At 62.1% G+C, this 19,326-nt stretch carries 17 protein-coding genes; 10 read left to right on the top strand and 7 right to left on the bottom strand.

Annotation, left to right across the window (positions count from 1 at the left end; translation table 11 throughout):
* Window positions 1-80: 80 nt before the first annotated feature.
* Entirely contained in the window at window positions 81-485 is a 405-nt protein-coding gene (locus J5X93_RS02030) for a YkgJ family cysteine cluster protein (protein WP_043212564.1), read from the top strand.
* Window positions 486-648: 163 nt separating this feature from the next.
* Here J5X93_RS02030 and typA read toward each other — a convergent pair whose 3' ends face one another.
* Together typA and thiI are read right to left on the bottom strand one after the other, a co-directional pair.
* Entirely contained in the window at window positions 649-2,469 is a 1,821-nt protein-coding gene (gene typA, locus J5X93_RS02025) for a translational GTPase TypA (protein WP_043212561.1), read from the bottom strand.
* 127 nt (window positions 2,470-2,596) lie between these two features.
* On the bottom strand, window positions 2,597-4,051 hold the full coding sequence (gene thiI / locus J5X93_RS02020; RefSeq protein WP_043212559.1) for a tRNA uracil 4-sulfurtransferase ThiI: 1,455 nt from the start codon (window positions 4,049-4,051) through the stop codon (window positions 2,597-2,599).
* A gap of 481 nt (window positions 4,052-4,532) precedes the next feature.
* On the opposite strand from thiI, the gene glnA reads away from it, so the two are divergent.
* The 3 genes from glnA to ntrC all read left to right on the top strand — a co-directional run bounded on the left by glnA (window position 4,533) and on the right by ntrC (window position 8,812).
* Complete coding sequence (gene glnA, locus J5X93_RS02015; RefSeq protein ID WP_043212556.1) at window positions 4,533-5,939, top strand: type I glutamate--ammonia ligase; 1,407 nt, start codon at window positions 4,533-4,535, stop codon at window positions 5,937-5,939.
* A gap of 354 nt (window positions 5,940-6,293) precedes the next feature.
* Entirely contained in the window at window positions 6,294-7,379 is a 1,086-nt protein-coding gene (gene glnL / locus J5X93_RS02010; protein ID WP_043212554.1) for a nitrogen regulation protein NR(II), read from the top strand.
* Window positions 7,376-8,812: a nitrogen regulation protein NR(I) gene (gene ntrC, locus J5X93_RS02005; RefSeq protein WP_102081450.1), complete on the top strand. Its 1,437-nt coding sequence runs from the start codon at window positions 7,376-7,378 to the stop codon at window positions 8,810-8,812. Before glnL ends, ntrC begins: the two co-directional genes overlap by 4 nt.
* A 246-nt stretch (window positions 8,813-9,058) precedes the next feature.
* On the opposite strand, the gene J5X93_RS02000 is transcribed toward ntrC, so the two are convergent.
* A complete protein-coding gene (locus J5X93_RS02000; RefSeq protein WP_043212550.1) occupies window positions 9,059-9,496 on the bottom strand; it encodes a hypothetical protein in 438 nt (145 codons plus the stop codon).
* Here J5X93_RS02000 and trmL point away from each other — a divergent pair.
* Entirely contained in the window at window positions 9,495-9,956 is a 462-nt protein-coding gene (gene trmL / locus J5X93_RS01995) for a tRNA (uridine(34)/cytosine(34)/5-carboxymethylaminomethyluridine(34)-2'-O)-methyltransferase TrmL (RefSeq protein WP_043212548.1), read from the top strand. The genes J5X93_RS02000 and trmL overlap by 2 nt on opposite strands.
* A gap of 91 nt (window positions 9,957-10,047) precedes the next feature.
* On the opposite strand, the gene secB is transcribed toward trmL, so the two are convergent.
* The 3 genes from secB to J5X93_RS01980 are packed head-to-tail and all read right to left on the bottom strand — an operon-like array spanning window position 10,048 to window position 11,239.
* Window positions 10,048-10,530 carry a protein-export chaperone SecB gene (gene secB / locus J5X93_RS01990; protein WP_043212546.1) on the bottom strand — a complete coding sequence of 161 codons (483 nt, stop codon included), beginning with the start codon at window positions 10,528-10,530 and terminating at the stop codon, window positions 10,048-10,050.
* Window positions 10,531-10,568: 38 nt separating this feature from the next.
* Window positions 10,569-10,823 carry a glutaredoxin 3 gene (gene grxC / locus J5X93_RS01985; protein ID WP_043212544.1) on the bottom strand — a complete coding sequence of 85 codons (255 nt, stop codon included), beginning with the start codon at window positions 10,821-10,823 and terminating at the stop codon, window positions 10,569-10,571.
* Between the two features lie 2 nt (window positions 10,824-10,825).
* Complete coding sequence (locus J5X93_RS01980) at window positions 10,826-11,239, bottom strand: rhodanese-like domain-containing protein (RefSeq protein WP_250034343.1); 414 nt, start codon at window positions 11,237-11,239, stop codon at window positions 10,826-10,828.
* Between the two features lie 202 nt (window positions 11,240-11,441).
* Between J5X93_RS01980 and gpmI the strand changes: the two genes are divergently transcribed.
* The 5 genes from gpmI (at window position 11,442) to J5X93_RS01955 (ending at window position 17,093) form a co-directional block, all read left to right on the top strand.
* Window positions 11,442-12,977, top strand: coding sequence for a 2,3-bisphosphoglycerate-independent phosphoglycerate mutase (gene gpmI / locus J5X93_RS01975; RefSeq protein WP_250034342.1), 1,536 nt, complete (start codon window positions 11,442-11,444; stop codon window positions 12,975-12,977).
* Window positions 12,978-13,145: 168 nt separating this feature from the next.
* Window positions 13,146-14,429 (top strand): murein hydrolase activator EnvC family protein, encoded by a 1,284-nt coding sequence (locus tag J5X93_RS01970; RefSeq protein ID WP_182942185.1) that lies wholly within the window; start codon window positions 13,146-13,148, stop codon window positions 14,427-14,429.
* Between the two features lie 79 nt (window positions 14,430-14,508).
* On the top strand, window positions 14,509-15,834 hold the full coding sequence (locus tag J5X93_RS01965) for a S41 family peptidase (protein WP_043212530.1): 1,326 nt from the start codon (window positions 14,509-14,511) through the stop codon (window positions 15,832-15,834).
* Window positions 15,835-15,842: 8 nt separating this feature from the next.
* On the top strand, window positions 15,843-16,607 hold the full coding sequence (locus J5X93_RS01960; protein ID WP_043212528.1) for a divergent polysaccharide deacetylase family protein: 765 nt from the start codon (window positions 15,843-15,845) through the stop codon (window positions 16,605-16,607).
* Between the two features lie 87 nt (window positions 16,608-16,694).
* Window positions 16,695-17,093, top strand: a complete 399-nt coding sequence (locus J5X93_RS01955) for a hypothetical protein (protein WP_070571688.1) — start codon at window positions 16,695-16,697, stop codon at window positions 17,091-17,093.
* 55 nt (window positions 17,094-17,148) lie between these two features.
* Here the strand turns inward: J5X93_RS01955 and J5X93_RS01950 are convergent, their stop codons facing one another.
* A complete protein-coding gene (locus J5X93_RS01950) occupies window positions 17,149-19,152 on the bottom strand; it encodes a BCCT family transporter (RefSeq protein WP_070571689.1) in 2,004 nt (667 codons plus the stop codon).
* Window positions 19,153-19,326: the final 174 nt, after the last annotated feature.

Raw genomic sequence — 19,326 nt, 5'->3', positions numbered from 1 at the left:
CGATTCGGGCGAAAGGTTGTTCACAATTTGAACAACTCCGGTATTATCGCGCGCCCCAACTGTGATACGCCCACACAACGATGAAACCGACCCTGATCGCCGCCGCCGAAGTCGACCGCCTGGAAACCTGGCAACGCTATGCCAGCCATATGTGCGGGGGCTGCCACTCGACCTGCTGCACCCTGCCGGTGGAGGTCAAGATCAAGGACCTGATCCGCATCGGCGTGGTGGACGAGTTCGAAAAGGACGAACCCCCGAAGAACATCGCCAAGCGCCTGCAAAAGGACGGCATCATCGAGCGCTTCAACCAGAAGTCGGGGATCTTCACCCTGACCCGGATGAGCAACGACGACTGCCTGTACCTGGATCGCAAGAGCCGGCTGTGCACCATCTACGACAAGCGCCCGGACACCTGCCGCAATCACCCGAAAATCGGGCCACGCCCCGGGTATTGCGCCTACAAGCCCAAGGCGACCACCCGCTGATCGCTTGCCTGTAACGACCTGTTCGCGGCCCCCCCCCACAGCGGTCACTGGGATCCCTGTGGGCGCGGTTTCCGACAGCCAGGGCGACACCAGAACATAAGACAAACAAAAACGCCCCCGGCCTTTCGACCGGGGGCGTTTTCGTTCAGCTCAGGCTAGTACATCAAGCCTTGGCTTTCTTGGCAGCGCGGGTACGCTCGCCTTCGTCGAGGATCTTCTTGCGCAGACGGATCGACTTCGGCGTGACTTCGCACAGCTCGTCGTCCTGGATGAATTCCAGGGCCTGTTCGAGGGTGTGGCGAACCGGCGGAACCAGAGCGATGACTTCATCCTTGCCCGAAGCACGCATGTTGTCGAGCTTCTTGCCTTTGGTCGGGTTCACGCCCAGGTCGTTGTCACGGCTGTTCAGGCCGATGATCTGACCGTTGTAGATGTCCTGGCCGTGCTCGATGAATAGCTTGCCGCGAGCCTGCAGGGTTTCCAGCGAGTAAGTCAGGGCCTTGCCGGTCTCGATCGAAACCAGAACACCGTTCAGACGGCCCGACATGGTGCCTGGCTTCATGGTGTCGTAACGATCGAAGATCGAGGTCAGGATGCCTGCACCGTTGGTCAGGGTCAGGAACTGGTTACGGAAACCGATCAGGCCACGGGCCGGAACGTTGTACTCCAGACGCACACGGCCTTTGCCATCTGGCGCCATGTTGGTCAGGTCGCCCTTACGCAGACCCATTTCTTCCATGACCTTGCCCTGGGATTCTTCAGGGATGTCGATGGTGACGTTCTCGAACGGCTCCTGCTTGACGCCGTTGACCTCGCGGATGATCACTTCAGGACGGCCTACGGCCATTTCGAAGCCTTCGCGACGCATGGTTTCGATCAGAACCGACAGGTGCAGCTCACCACGACCGGAAACCTTGAACTTGTCGGCCGAGTCGCCTTCTTCAACGCGCAGGGCAACGTTGTACAGCAGCTCTTTGTCCAGACGCTCTTTGATGTTACGGCTGGTGACGAACTTGCCTTCCTTGCCGCAGAACGGCGAGTCGTTGACCTGGAAGGTCATCGAAACGGTCGGCTCGTCGACGGTCAGCGGCTTCATCGCTTCGACGTGGTTCATGTCGCACAGGGTGTCGGAGATGAACAGCTCGTCGAAGCCGCTGATGCAGACGATGTCGCCGGCGGTGGCTTCTTCGACGTCAACGCGGTGCAGACCGTGGTGACCCATCAGCTTGAGGATACGACCGTTGCGCTTCTTGCCTTCGGTGTCGATGGCGACGACCGGGGTGTTCGGCTTGATGCGGCCACGGGCGATACGACCAACGCCGATAACGCCCAGGAAGCTGTTGTAGTCCAGTGCGGAGATCTGCATCTGGAACGGGCCGTCGACGTCGACGGTCGGTGCCGGCACGTGGTCGACGATGGCCTGGTACAGCGGGGTCATGTCTTCGGCCATGTTGGTGTGGTCCAGGCCGGCAATGCCGTTCAGGGCCGAGGCGTAGACCACCTGGAAGTCCAGCTGGTCGTCGGTGGCGCCAAGGTTGTCGAACAGATCGAAGATCTGGTCCAGAACCCAGTCAGGACGCGCGCCCGGACGGTCGACTTTGTTGATCACGACGATCGGCTTCAGGCCGGCTTCGAACGCTTTCTTGGTCACGAAGCGGGTTTGCGGCATCGGGCCGTCCTGGGCGTCGACCAGCAGCAGCACGGAGTCGACCATCGACATCACGCGCTCGACCTCGCCACCGAAGTCGGCGTGGCCGGGGGTGTCGACGATGTTGATGCGGTAGTCGTTCCAGCGGATGGCGGTGTTCTTCGCCAGGATGGTAATGCCGCGCTCTTTTTCCTGGTCGTTGGAGTCCATCACGCGCTCGTCGTTGAGCTCGTTACGCTCCAGGGTGCCCGACTGGCGCAGGAGTTTGTCGACCAGGGTGGTTTTACCATGGTCAACGTGGGCGATGATGGCGATGTTACGCAGATTTTCGATCACAACTGTATCTCGATCAGAGGATTCGGTTGCCGCCAGTGTAGGCGGCGAATATGTACGGTTTGAGGCTCAGCGGGCCCGATGGTCGGGAGGGCGATGGCGGATGCTGCCGCCATACAGCCCTGGCGTCTTATGCCGGACGATAAACACGCACATTGGCATGTCCCTCACTGAGCAGGTGGTGTGCGTGCAGACGACTCATCACACCTTTGTCGCAATACAGCAGGTACTGGCGGTTGGCATCCAGATGCTTGAACTTGCTGTTGATCGCGTAGAACGGCATGGCCTGGACTTCGACGCCGTCGATCACCAGGGGTTCGTCTTCCTGGGCATCGGGATGACGAATATCGAGAACGATCTGGCCTGGCAAGGCCTCGGCCACTTCCTCGATCTCGATGTCCTTGCCCAGCTCGTCGATGACGTGGTCGATCGAGATGAACTTGGCGCGCTCCAGGGCTCGCTCGAGCACCGCCATGTCGAATTGCTTCTCTTCGTGCTCCATGCGGTGGCGCTTGGCATGGGTGGTCGGGTTCACCGAAATCACGCCGCAGTATTCAGGCATGTGCTTGGCGAACTCGGCAGTGCCGATCTGATAAGCGGTGTCGATGATGTCCTGCTTGTGGCTCGCGAGCAGCGGGCGCAGCACCAGCTTGTCGGTAGCCGAGTCGATGATCGACAGGTTCGGCAAGGTCTGGCTGGAAACCTGGGAGATCGCCTCGCCGGTGACCAGCGCCTCGATTTCCAGGCGGTCGGCCATGCGTGCGGCGGCGCGCAGCATCATGCGCTTGAGGGTCACGCCCATGTAGCTGTTGTCGACCTTGTTCAGGATCTCGCCGACCACTTCTTCGAACGGCACGCTGATGAACAGTACGCGCTGGCTGCTGCCAAACTTCTTCCACAGGTAATGGGCGACTTCCATCACGCCGAGCTCGTGGGCGCGGCCGCCAAGGTTGAAGAAGCAGAAGTGGGTCATCAGGCCACGGCGCATCATCTGGTAGGCCGCGACGGTGGAGTCGAAGCCACCGGACATCAGCACCAGGGTCTGCTCCAAGGCGCCCAGCGGATAGCCGCCGATGCCCTGATGCTGGTTATGGATCACGTACAGGCGCTGATCGCGGATCTCGATGCGCACCAGGACTTCCGGGGTCTTGAGGTCGATGCCGGTGGCGCCGCACTGCTGGCGCAGTTGGCTGCCGACATAACGGTCGACATCCATGGAGGTGAAGTCGTGGTGACCACCGCGCTTGCAGCGTACGGCGAAGCGCTTGCCGGCCAGCAGGTGGCCGAAGTGGTGCTTGCACTTGGCGACGATGTCGTCGAAGTCGCCCAGCGGATACTCCTCCACCTGCAGGAAGTGGGTGATGCCCGGCGTGCAGGTCAGGCGTTCGATCATCTCGCGCTGGATCTTCTCGTCCTCGACGCGGGTGACCACCTCGAGATTGTCCCAGACGCCATCGACCGCGAGCTCAGGATCCAGATCCTTGAGCACGACGCGGATGTTCTTGCCGAGCTGGCGGATGAAACGCTTGCGCACCGGCCGGCTTTTGATGGTGATCTCTGGGAAGACTTTGACGATAAGTTTCATTGGTTTAACAGCGCGCACCGGGCCTGCCGAAAATGAGGGGCGCGAATTATAGCGGAAATTGCTCAAGCTTTGAGCAACTTTTGATCAGAAGCTTCCAGATATTGCCGAAGGCGCATTTTGCGCTGCCTGTGCTGCCCCTTTTGGGGTAATGCCCCTGCCGCCAGGGTCAGCATGAATTGCAGCCGGTGTGCGCCCCTTGCAGGAGCGCTTTTAGTCGCGAACGGGAAACACGCCACCCAAAAGAATGCACACATTTGGTGCGCGCACTTAAAAACACGCCTCGCAAGAGTGCATTTCTCGCCGCACCGGGGGCCCCAATTGCCTGTAACCGCCCCCTTTTGTCCCGCCTTCGCCATTTTCGGGCACTGGCATGCAATTTGCTCCCTTGTGAGGCAGGCAAGCTTGGCCGACTATCCGCGCCCGGCGACACCCTTTTTCCAGGGCAGCGGCCCACCGCGCCCTAGACCATCCGGAGGACACTATGTCGAAGTCGGTTCAACTCATCAAAGATCATGACGTCAAGTGGATTGATCTGCGTTTCACGGACACCAAAGGCACTCAGCACCACGTGACCATGCCGGCGCGCGATGCGCTGGAAGACGACTTCTTCGAAGTCGGCAAGATGTTCGACGGTTCCTCCATCGCTGGCTGGAAAGGCATCGAAGCCTCCGACATGATCCTGATGCCGGTCGATGAAACCGCCGTACTGGACCCGTTCACCGAAGAGCCGACCCTGATCCTGACCTGCGACATCGTCGATCCTTCGAGCATGCAGGGCTACGACCGCGACCCACGTGCGATCGCCAAGCGCGCCGAAGAGTACCTCAAGAGCACCGGCATCGGTGACACCGTCTTCGCCGGTCCGGAGCCTGAGTTCTTCATCTTCGACGAAGTGAAGTTCAAATCGGACATCTCCGGCTCGATGTTCAAGATCTTCTCCGAGCAAGGCTCGTGGATGACCGACGCCGACGTGGAAGGCGGCAACAAAGGCCACCGTCCAGGCGTCAAAGGCGGCTACTTCCCGGTCCCACCGTTCGACCACGACCACGAAATCCGTACTGCCATGTGCAACGCACTGGAAGAAATGGGTCAGACCGTCGAAGTTCACCACCACGAAGTGGCGACTGCCGGCCAGAACGAAATCGGCGTCAAGTTCAACACCCTGGTTAAGAAGGCTGACGAAGTACAGGCCCTGAAGTACGTCGTGCACAACGTTGCCGATGCCTACGGCCGCACCGCCACCTTCATGCCGAAACCACTGTACGGCGACAACGGCTCGGGCATGCACGTGCACATGTCGATCTGGAAAGACGGCAAGAACACCTTCGCCGGCGAAGGTTATGCCGGCCTGTCCGACACCGCCCTGTACTTCATCGGCGGCATCATCAAGCACGGTAAGGCCCTGAACGGCTTCACCAACCCATCGACCAACTCCTACAAGCGTCTGGTCCCAGGTTTCGAAGCCCCGGTCATGCTGGCCTACTCGGCTCGCAACCGTTCCGCCTCGATCCGTATTCCTTACGTCGGCAGCCCTAAAGCCCGCCGTATCGAAGCGCGCTTCCCGGACCCATCGGCCAACCCGTACCTGGCCTTCGCAGCCCTGCTGATGGCCGGCCTGGACGGTATCCAGAACAAGATCCACCCAGGCGATGCTGCCGACAAGAACCTGTACGACCTGCCGCCTGAAGAGGCCAAGGACATCCCGCAGGTTTGCGGCAGCCTGAAAGAAGCCCTGGAAGAGCTGGACAAAGGTCGTGCGTTCCTGACCAAGGGCGGCGTGTTCTCCGACGACTTCATCGATGCCTTCATCGAGCTGAAGAGCGAGGAAGAGATCAAGGTCCGTACCTTCGTTCACCCGCTGGAATACGAGCTGTACTACAGCTGCTGATCTGATCGGCGCCTCGCGCCGATGACATGATCAAAAACGGCCTCCCTCGGGAGGCCGTTTTCGTTTCTGCCCACGCAGAAACCTTCCCCACCACGCTATGCTCTATCTTGGTGCACGCCAGTGCGCCTAACCGCTGACTGTTCCCCAATCTGGTTCAAATGAAACGCTTCACCCAGAGTTTCTGGTCCGGATTTGCGCAAATCCAGGCCTTTATCGGTAAATGCCGCATCTTTTCAGAGCTTTGGTTTGTTTCTTGCATTTTGTAAAGGACGGAATCGCACCCGCGGATCCATCCCGCGCCCGGCCCTTCCAAAACAGTGCCTGGCAAGCGCCAAAAGAGGTCGACGACGCCTTATGACCATCAGCGATGCACAGCACCGACTGCTCCTGGACAACCTGACCACGGCCACGCTCTTGCTCAATGCCGAGTTGCGCCTGGAGTACATGAACCCTGCCGCTGAAATGCTGCTGGCGGTCAGTGGTCAGCGCAGTCACGGGCAATTCATCAGCGAGCTGTTCACCGAGTCGGCCGAAGCGCTCAACTCTCTGCGCCTGGCCGTGGAGCAGGCGCACCCGTTCACCAAGCGCGAAGCGCAACTGACCTCGCTGACCGGCCAGAGCATCACCGTCGACTACGCCGTGACGCCGATCCTGCACCAGGGCCAGACCCTGCTGCTGCTGGAGGTCCATCCCCGGGACCGCCTGCTGCGCATCACCAAAGAAGAAGCCCAGCTGAGCAAGCAGGAAACCACCAAGCTGCTCGTACGCGGCCTGGCTCACGAGATCAAGAACCCCCTCGGCGGCATCCGCGGGGCGGCGCAACTGCTGGCCCGGGAGCTGCCGCATGACGACCTTCGCGACTACACCAATGTGATCATCGAGGAGGCCGACCGCCTGCGAAACCTCGTCGACCGCATGCTCGGCTCCAACAAACTGCCATCTTTGGCCATGACCAACATCCACGAAGTGCTGGAGCGGGTCTGCAGCCTGGTGGAAGCCGAAAGCCAGGGCGGCATCACGCTGGTGCGCGACTACGACCCGAGCCTGCCGGATGTGCTGGTCGACCGCGAACAGATGATCCAGGCAGTGCTCAACATCGTGCGCAACGCCATGCAGGCGATCGCCAGCCAGAACGACCTGCGCCTGGGCCGCATCACCCTGCGCAGCCGCGCGGTGCGCCAGTTCACCATTGGCCATGTGCGCCATCGGTTGGTCGCGCGGGTCGAGATCACCGACAACGGCCCGGGCATCCCCGCGCAACTGCAGGACACCCTCTTCTACCCCATGGTCAGCGGCCGCCCGGACGGCACCGGGCTTGGCCTGGCCATCACTCAGAACATCATCAGCCAGCACCAGGGCTTGATCGAATGTGACAGCCACCCCGGCCACACCACCTTCTCGATCTACCTGCCCCTGGAACAAGGAGCCACCGCCTCATGAGCCGAAGTGAAACCGTCTGGATCGTCGATGATGATCGCTCCATCCGCTGGGTACTGGAAAAAGCCCTGCAGCAAGAAGGCATGACCACCCAGAGCTTCGACAGCGCCGACGGCGTCATGGGCCGCCTGGCCCGCCAGCAACCGGACGTGATCATCTCCGACATCCGCATGCCCGGCACCAGCGGCCTGGACCTGCTTGCACAGATCCGCGAGCAACACCCGCGCCTGCCGGTCATTATCATGACCGCCCATTCGGACCTGGACAGCGCCGTCGCCTCCTATCAAGGTGGCGCCTTTGAATACCTGCCCAAGCCGTTCGACGTGGACGATGCAGTCTCGCTGGTCAAGCGCGCCAATCAACATGCCCAGGAACAACAGGCACTCGATGTGCCGACAAGCCTGGCCCGCACGCCGGAAATCATCGGCGAGGCGCCGGCGATGCAGGAGGTGTTCCGCGCGATCGGTCGCCTCAGCCATTCCAACATCACGGTACTGATCAACGGCGAGTCCGGTACCGGCAAGGAGTTGGTCGCCCACGCCCTGCACCGCCACAGTCCGCGGGCGGCATCACCCTTCATTGCCCTGAACATGGCGGCAATCCCAAAGGACTTGATGGAATCCGAACTGTTCGGCCACGAGAAAGGCGCCTTCACCGGGGCCGCCAACCTGCGCCGCGGCCGCTTCGAGCAGGCCGATGGCGGTACGTTGTTTCTCGACGAGATCGGCGACATGCCCGCCGACACCCAGACCCGCCTGCTGCGGGTCCTGGCCGACGGCGAGTTCTATCGGGTGGGTGGTCATGTGCCGGTCAAGGTGGACGTGCGCATCATCGCCGCGACCCACCAGAACCTGGAGTCGCTGGTGCAGGCCGGCAAGTTTCGCGAAGACTTGTTCCACCGCCTGAACGTGATCCGTATCCATATTCCGCGCCTGGCCGATCGGCGCGAGGACATCCCTGCCCTGGCGCGGCACTTCCTTGGCCGCGCCGCCAAGGAACTGGCCGTCGAGCCCAAGCTGCTCAAGCCGGAAACCGAAGAGTTCATGCGCAATCTGCCCTGGCCGGGCAACGTCCGCCAATTGGAGAACACCTGCCGCTGGATCACCGTCATGGCCTCCAGCCGCGAAGTGCTGATCGGCGACCTGCCGCCGGAGTTGCTCAACCTGCCGCAGGACTCGGCACCGGTCACCAACTGGGAGCAGGCCCTGCGCCAGTGGGCCGACCAGGCCCTGGCCCGCGGCCAGTCGAACCTGCTCGACAGCGCCGTGCCCAGCTTCGAGCGCATCATGATCGAGACCGCCCTCAAGCACACCGCAGGCCGCCGCCGGGATGCCGCCGTACTGCTGGGCTGGGGACGCAATACCCTGACACGCAAGATCAAGGAACTGGGAATGCGCGTCGATGGCGGGGATGAGGAAGAAGGCGACGATCATTGATCCTCGCTGAATCCGCCATTTTTTATTGTGGGGCCGCACCGCGGCCCCCAGCAGCCCCAAAGGCTCCATCTGCACCGATCCTGTGCCCTCTGCACCGCACCGAGGCACAAAATCTCGAAAAACCCCGCCAAAACCGCTCAATACCCAGCGTTTCTGTAGGTTCAGAAACTGGCACGGCATCTGCAATAAGACAGATATCTCCAGTTTCGGGGACCTCGGTACAGGCAGGCCGGGACATCCCCTCTTTTATTCGTGCAGCCTCACCTGCACCCGCCAGCGCCCAGCGTCCTGTGCACCGCTCCACTCGCCGTGCAGAGGGCGCGCGGCGACCACCGTCAGCAACAAACCTTCCTCGCTGTTCTGTAACCGCCAGCCAGCCGGCTTTCCTTGCACTTGCAACTGGCCTCGCTGGGGCTGGCCCTCGGCCTGGAACACAACAGCCACCGTGCCCTGCACCGTTTCACCGTGCAGCTTGGGCTCGTCGTTGAACCACAAATCCAGGCCGTCCTGCACCACTTCCACCTGTTCGAGCACTCGCTCTTGGGGCGCAGTCAGGCGTCCGATCATCAACCCCACCATCATGCCGACGATTGCCAGGGACAACAGCACACGTGGCCAAGCCTTCGAACGCAGGTCGGGTTCAAGGGTAGAATGCTCGTCATCTTCACGCCTGGAGCCGTGCATGTTTCACGTCATCCTCTTTCAACCAGAGATTCCGCCGAATACCGGCAACATTATCCGCCTTTGCGCCAATAGCGGCTGCGCCCTACACCTGATCGAGCCGCTGGGCTTCGAGCTGGACGACAAGCGCTTGCGCCGGGCAGGGTTGGATTACCACGAGTATGCCACGCTCAAGCGCTACCAGAGCCTGGCTGACTGCCTGGAGAGCCTCGGCCAGCCGCGACTGTTCGCCTTTACCACCAAAGGCTCGCATGCCTTCCACGAGGTCGATTACCAGCCGGGCGATGCCTTCCTGTTCGGCCCCGAGAGCCGGGGCTTGCCCACCGAGGTGCTGGACAGCCTGCCTGCGCAGCAGCGCCTGCGCCTGCCCATGCGGCCCGGCTGCCGCAGCCTGAACCTGTCCAACACCGTGGCGGTAACCGTCTACGAGGCGTGGCGCCAGCAGGGCTTTGCCGGCAGTTGATGCCCAGCCTGTTCGGGGGCAAACCCGCGAACCGGGAACTCACCGACAAAAAAGGGCGACCGAAGTCGCCCTTTGCTTTTTTTTACAGCGATTACTGCATGGTCGGCGCTTCGCCGGCTTCCTGCATGCGCTGCATTTCCTGCGCGTACAAGGCGTCGAAGTTGACCGGGGAGAGCATCAGCGCCGGGAACGAACCACGGGTCACCAGGCTGTCCAGGGTCTCGCGGGCATACGGGAACAGAATGTTCGGGCAGAACGCACCAAGGGTATGGCTCATGGAGGCCGCATCCAGGTTCTTGATCAGGAAGATACCGGCCTGCTGCACTTCGGCGATGAAGGCCACTTCTTCACCGTTCTTGACGGTCACGGACAGGGTCAGCACCACTTCGTGGAAATCGCTTTCCAGGGCTTTCTGGCGGGTGTTGAGGTCCAGCGAGACGCTCGGTTCCCACTGCTGACGGAAGATCTGCGGGCTCTTCGGCGCCTCGAAGGACAGGTCGCGCACGTAGATGCGCTGCAGGGAGAATTGCGGGGAATTGTCGTCGGCGGCGCCGTTGTTCTGCTGGTCAGTCATGGCAGATCTTTTCCTAATGGTTATGTAAGAGCTGTGATTCAAGCCTCGAGCAGGGCATCGAGTTTGCCCGCCCGCTCCAATGCATAGAGGTCATCGCATCCGCCAACGTGGGTGGTGCCGATCCAGATCTGCGGTACCGAGGTGCGGCCCGCCTTCTGGCTCATCTCGGCGCGCACTTGCGGCTTGCCGTCGACCTTGATTTCCTCGAAGGCCACGCCCTTGCTCTCGAGCAGGTACTTGGCACGCATGCAATAGGGGCAATAGTCGCTGGAGTAGACGATGACAGGCTTCATGATCACTTCACCAGGGGCAGGTTATCGGCTTTCCAGCTGGAAACGCCACCGCTGAGCTTGGCGGCAGTGTAACCAGCCTTGAGCAGCTCGCGGCAGATGGTGCCGGACTGCTGGCCCATGCTGTCAACGACGATCAGGGTCTTGCCCTTGTGCTTGTCCAGCTCGGCCATACGGTTGACCAGTTTGTCCTGCGGGATGTTCAGGGCGCCGACGATATGGCCCGACGAGTATTCCTTGGTCGGACGGATGTCGATCACCACGCCTTTGTCGGCGTTGACCAGCGCGGTCAGCTGGCCGTTGCTCAGACTCTGGCCACCACGGCGGATTTCGTTGATGAGCAGCAGGACCAGCAGAACAACGAAGATCGCCACCAGGATGTAGTGGTTTGTCGCAAATTGAATCAGGTTAGCAACCATCTGAGGGTGTTCCACGCGATTGAAAATGCCGGCCAGTATACACAGCCCCCCAGGCCCGCCAAAGCCCGGCGGCCCCACTGGAAAATCCCTCGTATCGACAGCCTGTCGGGCACTGCCCGTTCATTTGGAGGAAATTGGCCGCCGCTGGCCGATTTGCCCTAAAATGCGTGTCTTTATCATCTTGCAACCGTGAGTAGGATTGATGACGAACACGCCAAAACCCTTGGTCCTGATTATCCTCGATGGTTTCGGGCATAGCGAAAGCCCCGAATACAACGCCATCTTCGCCGCCAATACACCGGTCTACGATCGCCTGCGCGCCAGCCAGCCCAACGGGTTGATCTCCGGTTCCGGCATGGATGTCGGCCTGCCCGACGGCCAGATGGGCAACTCCGAGGTCGGTCACATGAACCTCGGTGCCGGGCGAGTGGTGTACCAGGACTTCACCCGGGTCACCAAGGCCATCCGCGATGGCGAGTTCTTCAGCAACCCGGTGCTCACCGGCGCGGTGGACAAGGCCGTGGGCGCCGGCAAGGCCGTGCATATTCTCGGCCTGCTGTCCGACGGTGGCGTACACAGCCACCAGGATCACCTCATCGCGATGGCCGAACTGGCCGCGCAGCGTGGCGCCGACAAGATCTACCTGCATGCCTTCCTTGATGGGCGCGATACTCCGCCGCGCAGCGCGCAGTCGTCCATCGAACTGCTCGATGCCACCTTCGCCAAACTGGGCAAGAGCCGCATCGCCAGCCTCATCGGCCGCTACTACGCCATGGACCGCGACAACCGCTGGGACCGTGTCAGCGCCGCCTACAACCTGATTGTCGACAGCGTCGCCGACTACACCGCGCCATCGGCCCTGGCCGGCCTGGAAGCGGCCTACGCCCGTGATGAAAGCGACGAGTTCGTCAAGGCCACCCGCATCGGAGAAGCCGTCAAGGTCGAGGACGGCGACGCCGTCATCTTCATGAACTTCCGTGCCGACCGTGCCCGCGAGCTGTCCCGCGCATTCGTCGAGGCAGACTTCAACGAGTTCCCTCGCGCCCGTCTGCCCAAGCTGGCCGCCTATATTGGCCTGACCCAATACTCGGCCAAGATCCCGGCCCCGGCCGCATTCGCTCCAGCCAGCCTGGACAATGTACTCGGCGAATACCTGGCCAAGAAGGGCAAGACCCAGCTGCGCATCGCCGAGACCGAGAAGTACGCCCACGTCACCTTCTTCTTCTCGGGTGGTCGTGAGGAGCCGTTCGAAGGCGAGGAGCGCATCCTGATCCCATCGCCGAAGGTCGCCACCTACGACCTGCAGCCGGAAATGAGCGCACCGGAAGTCACCGATCGTATCGTCGAGGCCATCGAGCAGCAGCGCTACGACGTGATCGTGGTCAACTACGCCAACGGCGACATGGTCGGCCACACCGGTGTGTTCGAAGCCGCGGTCAAGGCGGTCGAGGCGCTGGACGGCTGCGTCGGACGCATCGTCCAGGCACTGGACAAGGTGGGCGGCGAAGCGCTGATCACCGCCGACCATGGCAACGTCGAGCAGATGGAAGACGCCTGCACGGGCCAAGCGCACACCGCCCATACCACCGAGCCTGTGCCGTTCATCTATGTCGGCAAGCGCAACCTCAAGGTTCGCGAAGGCGGCGTGCTGGCGGACGTGGCGCCAACCATGCTCAAGCTGCTGGGCCTGGAAAAGCCTGCCGAAATGACCGGTACGTCGATCCTCGTCGACGACTGATCCACACGTCGCGAAGCACACGCTGCAAGTGGCAATAAAAAGCGGGCCAGCGCTCGCTGTTTCTTGACACTTGCAGCTTGAAGCTGACCGCTGACACTGCGAGACGTTTTTTTTGCAGGCCCAGGCGGGCATACTAGGCCAGTCTCCATCCCTGGTACGCCCAACTCCATGCTTCGCGCCCTGATCCTACTCGCCCTGTCCTGCCTGCTCAGCCCGGCCTTTGCCGACGAGCGCGCGCAGACCCAGCAACAACTGGAAGCCACCCGCCAGGACATCGCCGAGCTGAAGAAGATGCTGGGCAAGCTCCAGGAGGAAAAGTCCGGCGTGCAAAAAGACCTCAAGTCCACCGAGACCGAAATCGGCGACCTGGAAAAGCAGGTGGAGGCTCTGCAACAAGAACTAAAAAAGACCGAGGGCGAGCTGGAGCGCCTTGATACCGAGAAAAAAAAACTCCAGAGCGCCCGCGTTGAACAACAGCGACTGATCGCCATCCAGGCCCGCTCCGCCTACCAGAGCGGCCGCGAGGAATACCTCAAGCTGCTGCTCAACCAGCAGAATCCCGAGAAATTCGCCCGCACCCTCACCTATTACGACTACCTGAGCAAGGCGCGCCTCGAACAACTGCGCACCTTCAACGAGACCCTGCGCCAGCTGGCCAACGTCGAGCAGGACATCAGCCGCCAACAGGCGCAATTGCTGGCCCAGCGTGGCAACCTCGACAGCCGCCGCCAGGAACTTGAGGCCGTGCGCAACGAACGCCGGCAAGTCCTGGCCAAGCTCAACACCGACATGCAGGCTCGCGACCAGAAACTGCAGTCCCGCCAGCAGGATCAGGCCGAGCTGACCAAGGTCCTCAAGACCATCGAGGAAACCCTCGCCCGCCAGGCCCGCGAAGCCGAAGAAGCCCGCAAGAAAGCCTTGCTGGCCCAGCAGCAGGCCGAAGAGCAGCGCCGCCAGCAGCAGGCCCTTGCCGCCAACGAAGAAGAAGCCCCGAAAAAAGTCCGCACCACCCTCGGCCCCCTCGTTTCCAGCGAAGGCGCAAGCTACGGCGGCGCTTTTTCTGCTGCCCGCGGAAAACTTCCCTGGCCGGTCAATGGTCGATTGCTGGCACGCTTCGGCGATGCACGCGGTGGCGATGACCGGGCCAAGTGGGACGGTGTGATGATCGGCGCCAACCCGGGCACCCAGGTGCGCGCCGTACACGGCGGGCGCGTGGTGTTCGCCGACTGGTTGCGTGGCGCTGGACTTCTGGTCATTCTCGACCATGGTAATGGTTACCTGAGCCTGTACGGCCACAACCAGAGCCTGCTCAAGCGCGCCGGCGACATCGTCAAGGCCGGAGAGGCCATCTCCACCGTTGGCGACAGCGGTGGACAGGACAGCTCGGGCCTGTATTTCGCCATTCGCCAGCAGGGTCGCCCCACCGACCCTTCGCAGTGGTGCCGCGGTTAGTCACCTTTTTTACGGCATAGCCACAGCTGCGCCGATGCTCCTTCGAGGGAGCACCAACAGGATCAGGAGTTCGTTCGACATGCTGCACTCGTCTCGCCTCACCCAGCTGGCCCTGACCATCGCCCTGGTGGTCGGCGCGCCCCTGGTTTCCGCCGCCGAGCCGGCCGCACCGGCCAGCCGCGCGGCGGTACCGGCCACCGAGGTGACCGCCAAGGCGCCACTGCCGCTGGATGAGCTGCGCACCTTCGCCGAGGTCCTTGATCGCATCAAGGCCGCCTATGTCGAGCCGGTGGACGACAAGACCCTCCTGGAAAACGCCATCAAGGGCATGCTGAGCAATCTCGATCCTCACTCGGCCTATCTGGGGCCAGAGGACTTCCAAGAGCTGCAGGAAAGCACCAGCGGCGAGTTCGGCGGCCTGGGGATCGAAGTGGGCATGGAGGACGGCTTCGTCAAGGTGGTGTCGCCGATCGACGACACCCCGGCCTCGCGCGCCGGCATCGAGGCGGGCGATCTGATCGTCAAGATCAACGGCGCCCCGACCCGCGGCCAGACCATGACCGAAGCCGTGGACAAGATGCGCGGCAAGGTGGGCGAGAAGATCACCCTGACCCTGGTCCGCGATGGCGGCACGCCCTTCGACGTGACCCTCGCCCGCGCGGTGATCCAGGTCAAGAGCGTCAAGAGTCAGCTGCTGGAGAACGACTACGGCTACATCCGTATCACCCAGTTCCAGGTCAAGACCGGCGAGGAAGTCGGCAAGGCACTGGCCAAGCTGCGCAAGGACAACGGCAAGAAACTGCGCGGCGTGGTCCTGGACCTGCGCAACAACCCCGGCGGCGTCCTGCAATCGGCGGTGGAAGTGGCCGACCACTTCCTCACCAAAGGCCTGATCGTCTACACCAAGGGCCGCATCGCCAACTCCGAGCTGCGCTTCTCCGCCGACCGGGCCGACGCCAGCGAAGGCGTGCCGCTGGTGGTGCTGATCAACGGCGGCAGCGCCTCGGCTTCGGAAATCGTCGCAGGCGCCCTGCAGGACCAGAAGCGTGCGGTGCTGATGGGCACCGACAGCTTCGGCAAGGGCTCGGTACAGACCGTGTTGCCGCTGAACAACGACCGCGCGCTCAAGCTCACCACCGCGCTGTACTTCACGCCCAACGGCCGTTCGATCCAGGCCCAGGGCATTGTCCCGGACATCGAGGTACGCCCAGCCAAGCTCACCGCCGAAGCGGACACCGAGAACTTCAAGGAAGCCGACCTGCAGGGCCACCTGGGCAACGGCAACGGCGGTGCCGACCGTCCGACCGGCAGCAGCAAGCGCAAGGAGCGGCCGCAGGATGGTGACTTCCAGCTCAGCCAGGCCCTGAGCCTGCTCAAAGGCCTGAACATCACCAAGGGCGACTGACCCGTCTCATGCGTTACCTGCTGTTGACGCTGTTCTGCCTGTTGGCCGGCACCGCCCATGCGGCGCCGGCCAAGGCCTACATGAGCATCATCATCGACGACCTGGGCCAGAGCAGCGAGCGCGACAGCCGCACCCTCGCCCTGCCGGGCCCGATCACGATGGCGATCATGCCCGATACGCCCCATGCCACCGACTTCGCCCGACAAGCCCACAAAGCCGGGCGCACGGTGATCCTGCACATGCCCATGGACCCTGCCACCGGCCCGTACGCCTGGCACCCAGGCACCCCGATCGAAGAGCTCGCCCGCCGCCTGGATGCCGCCTTGGCCAAAGTGCCCTTCGCCGCCGGCATCAACAATCATATGGGCAGCCGCATGACCTCCCAGGCCGAGCCCATGACCTGGCTGATGGCAGAGTTGCAGCGGCGCCACCTGTTCTTCGTCGACAGCCGCACCAGTGCCGCCACCGTGGCCGCGGCCAAGGCCCAGGCACTTGGACTGGCGCATGTTTCGCGAGATGTCTTCCTGGACGATACCCGCACCACCGAGGCCATCTCCGCGCAGCTGCAGCAGGGCGTGGCCTTGGCCCGCAGACAAGGCTCGGCGGTGCTCATCGGCCACCCCTACCCTCAGACCCTGGACGTGCTGGAACGAGAACTTCCCCGACTCAAGCAGCAGGGCATAGAGCTGATCGGCCTTCACCAGATGATCGCCGAACGGAGCAACCAGGCCATGCCCGCCCATGGCAAGCATGGCCGTTACAGCAACCGCTGAAGCCATCACGCTTCACTAAAGATGTACCGCGCTGCGCTCACTTTCAGCGCTCACAGTGGCCCTTCTACACAAATAAGGAGGGTCACCATGCTCGCGCGACATTCGATCTGCCTAGGGCTGGCATTCGCCTGGATTGCCTCGCCTGCGTTGGCCGGCCCAGTGCCCGGTATGCAGGCCTGGCCTTCTGCGCGGATGCTCTGGCCAGCGCCCGTTCCCGATCCGGACATGACCCTAGAGCGCCTCGACAACGGCGACATGAAGGTCACCTGGAAGATCGCCCCGCCGGACCTTCAGTGCTATCGCATCAAGCACGGCCCACCCGGGACCCTCGACTGCAACGAGCCGGCTGGCTACCAAATGCTTCGCCATGCCAGCCAGGAATTCAAATGGCAGGACCTGCCCCTGAAGCTCTGCACCAAAGCCGAGGACATCGCCAAACACCACTCGGCGCCACGCGAAGACCTGTTGCTCCTGCAAGCCCCCTGAAACGACAAAGGCCCGACTCTCGCGAGTCGGGCCTTTGTCATGACATCAGGCGCTATCAGCTATAGACACGGCCCAGCAACTGGCGGTGGCTTTCGAACTGATCCAGCACGTCGCGCACGATCTGCTCCGGCGTGAAGCCCATCAGGTCGTATTCCTGACTGCCATCATGCAGGTAGACCTCAGCGCGGTAAAAACGCTGGCGCACTTCTGCCTCACCTTCTGCCGCGGCCTCGCTCGGCGCGGCCTGGTAGCCATCCAGGCTCACTTCGTAGACGAAGGGATTACCCTCTTCCATCATCACGCGCAGGCCCATCAGCGAACGGGAGTGACCGGCACGTGCCTCGACATCGAAGCCCTGGTTACGCATCTGCGCGGCAGCTTCCTTGAGCGCCGGGCTGACGTACTTGTCCATGAAGCGCTGGACCACGGCCTGGCTCGGCTGCAAATCCATCTGGCTCAGGCGCTCGCTGAAGCCACGACGGCCACGGGCAGCCAGTTCGGCACGCTCCTGCTCGACCGCAACGTCCTGCTTCATGGCCTTGTACAGACCGAACATGAACAGCACCAGCACCACGGAGAACGGCAAGCCAGCCAGAACCACCATGGTCTGCATGGCTTCGAAGTTACCGGCGAACAGCAGGCCGATGGTTACCAGCGTAATGACGACCGACCAGAACACCACCATCCAGTGCGGGGCGTCTTCATCCACCTTGCCGCCTTTGCACGACAGGTTGGCCATCATCACTGCACCGGAGTCGGCCGGGGTGAGGAACAGCACGAAGCCGACGAACACCGCCACACCGATGACGAACTTGGCTGCCGGGAAGAATTCCAGCAACTGATAGATCGACATCGACGGCTGTTCCAACGCGGTCTTGCCCAACTCCACAGCGCCCTGGTTAACCACCAGGTCCAGCGCGGTGTTGCCGAAGATCGACAGCCACGCCAGGGTAAAGCCCAGCGGGATCAACAGCACGCCACTGACCAGCTGGCGCACGGTACGGCCCTTGGAGATACGGGCAATGAACATACCGACGAATGGGCCCCAGGAGATCCACCAGGCCCAGTAGAACACGGTCCACAGGCCCAGCCAGCGCTCGGACTTGGCGCCGTCGCCTTCATAGACGTACAGGTCGAACGTCTTGAGCACGATGCCATTGAGGTAGTCACCGATGTTCTGCACGAAGCCGTTGAGCAGGTGCAGGGTGTTGCCACCCAACAGAACGAAGATCAACAGACCACTGAACAGCATGATGTTCAGGTTGGACAGACGGCGGATACCGTTTTCCACGCCCGACACCGCAGCCACGGTCGCCACGCCGGCCATGACCAGAATCACCGCCAGCAGGTTGGTCTTGCTGTGGTCGATGCCGAACAGGTACTCAAGGCCCGACGCCACCTGCATCGAACCGATACCCAGGTTGGTCACCAGGCCCAGCAAGGTGACGAACATGCCGAAGATGTCCACTGCATTGCCGGCAGCGCCCTTGACCCAGCGCTCACCGACCAGCGGGTACAGAGCCGAACGCAGGGCCAACGGCTGGTTGTGGCGATAGGCGAAGTAGCCCACGGCCAAGCCAACCAGGGCGTAGATCGCCCAGCCATGCAGGCCCCAGTGCAGGAAGGTCAGTTGCAGCGCCTGGCGCGCGGCTTCATGGCTCGCGGCGGCACCTTCAGGCGGGTTGAAATAATGGTCCAGCGGCTCGGAGGCGCCGAAATACAGCAGCGAGATACCGATACCTGAGGAGAACAGCATGCCGGCCCAGGCGCCGTAGCTGAAATCGGGTTGGTCATCTTTGCCGCCAAGCTTGAGCTTGCCGAAGTCGGAGAAGGCCAGATAGACGACGAACAGCAGGTATCCGCAGATCACCAGCATGTAGTACCAACCGAAGGTACGGGTCAGCCAGGCCTGCGCCACGCTCAGCACACGGCCGGCGGTTTCAGGGACAGCGATAAGCAGGGCGGTCAAAACGAGGACCAGCAACGCGGAGGTATAGAACACAACGCGGTTGACCCGTACCCGTTCGGCGGGAGGGTTGGTTAGGGAGGCAGAACTCATTGCACGAATGCTCCGGGCAGTGCGGGAGTGGAGGCTAATCAGTCTTCCCGAGCAAATGGTGCAATAGCCCCACAGCATCAGGTGTTATAAAAGCACCTAGGAAATCGCGATCCCGAATCGAATCGTTGCAAATAAAACAGATCCAAGCCCGCTCCAGTGGCTGCCCGCGCGGCC

This window comes from Pseudomonas sp. BYT-1 (assembly GCF_023611805.1).
Lineage (GTDB): Bacteria > Pseudomonadota > Gammaproteobacteria > Pseudomonadales > Pseudomonadaceae > Aquipseudomonas > Aquipseudomonas guariconensis.
The sequence above is the reverse complement of the archived record's forward strand: the minus strand, read 5'-3'. Positions and strand labels throughout refer to the sequence as shown.

Excerpts from the sequence above, each read along its gene's own strand:
- J5X93_RS02030 (WP_043212564.1), top strand. The coding sequence starts at position 81 with ATGAAACCGACCCTGATCGCCGCCGCCGAAGTCGACCGCCTGGAAACC.
- thiI (WP_043212559.1), bottom strand. The coding sequence starts at position 4,051 with ATGAAACTTATCGTCAAAGTCTTCCCAGAGATCACCATCAAAAGCCGG.
- glnA (WP_043212556.1), top strand. The coding sequence starts at position 4,533 with ATGTCGAAGTCGGTTCAACTCATCAAAGATCATGACGTCAAGTGGATT.
- glnL (WP_043212554.1), top strand. The coding sequence starts at position 6,294 with ATGACCATCAGCGATGCACAGCACCGACTGCTCCTGGACAACCTGACC.
- ntrC (WP_102081450.1), top strand. The coding sequence starts at position 7,376 with ATGAGCCGAAGTGAAACCGTCTGGATCGTCGATGATGATCGCTCCATC.
- trmL (WP_043212548.1), top strand. The coding sequence starts at position 9,495 with ATGTTTCACGTCATCCTCTTTCAACCAGAGATTCCGCCGAATACCGGC.
- J5X93_RS02000 (WP_043212550.1), bottom strand. The coding sequence starts at position 9,496 with ATGCACGGCTCCAGGCGTGAAGATGACGAGCATTCTACCCTTGAACCC.
- secB (WP_043212546.1), bottom strand. The coding sequence starts at position 10,530 with ATGACTGACCAGCAGAACAACGGCGCCGCCGACGACAATTCCCCGCAA.
- grxC (WP_043212544.1), bottom strand. The coding sequence starts at position 10,823 with ATGAAGCCTGTCATCGTCTACTCCAGCGACTATTGCCCCTATTGCATG.
- J5X93_RS01980 (WP_250034343.1), bottom strand. The coding sequence starts at position 11,239 with ATGGTTGCTAACCTGATTCAATTTGCGACAAACCACTACATCCTGGTG.
- gpmI (WP_250034342.1), top strand. The coding sequence starts at position 11,442 with ATGACGAACACGCCAAAACCCTTGGTCCTGATTATCCTCGATGGTTTC.
- J5X93_RS01970 (WP_182942185.1), top strand. The coding sequence starts at position 13,146 with ATGCTTCGCGCCCTGATCCTACTCGCCCTGTCCTGCCTGCTCAGCCCG.
- J5X93_RS01965 (WP_043212530.1), top strand. The coding sequence starts at position 14,509 with ATGCTGCACTCGTCTCGCCTCACCCAGCTGGCCCTGACCATCGCCCTG.
- J5X93_RS01960 (WP_043212528.1), top strand. The coding sequence starts at position 15,843 with ATGCGTTACCTGCTGTTGACGCTGTTCTGCCTGTTGGCCGGCACCGCC.
- J5X93_RS01955 (WP_070571688.1), top strand. The coding sequence starts at position 16,695 with ATGCTCGCGCGACATTCGATCTGCCTAGGGCTGGCATTCGCCTGGATT.
- J5X93_RS01950 (WP_070571689.1), bottom strand. The coding sequence starts at position 19,152 with ATGAGTTCTGCCTCCCTAACCAACCCTCCCGCCGAACGGGTACGGGTC.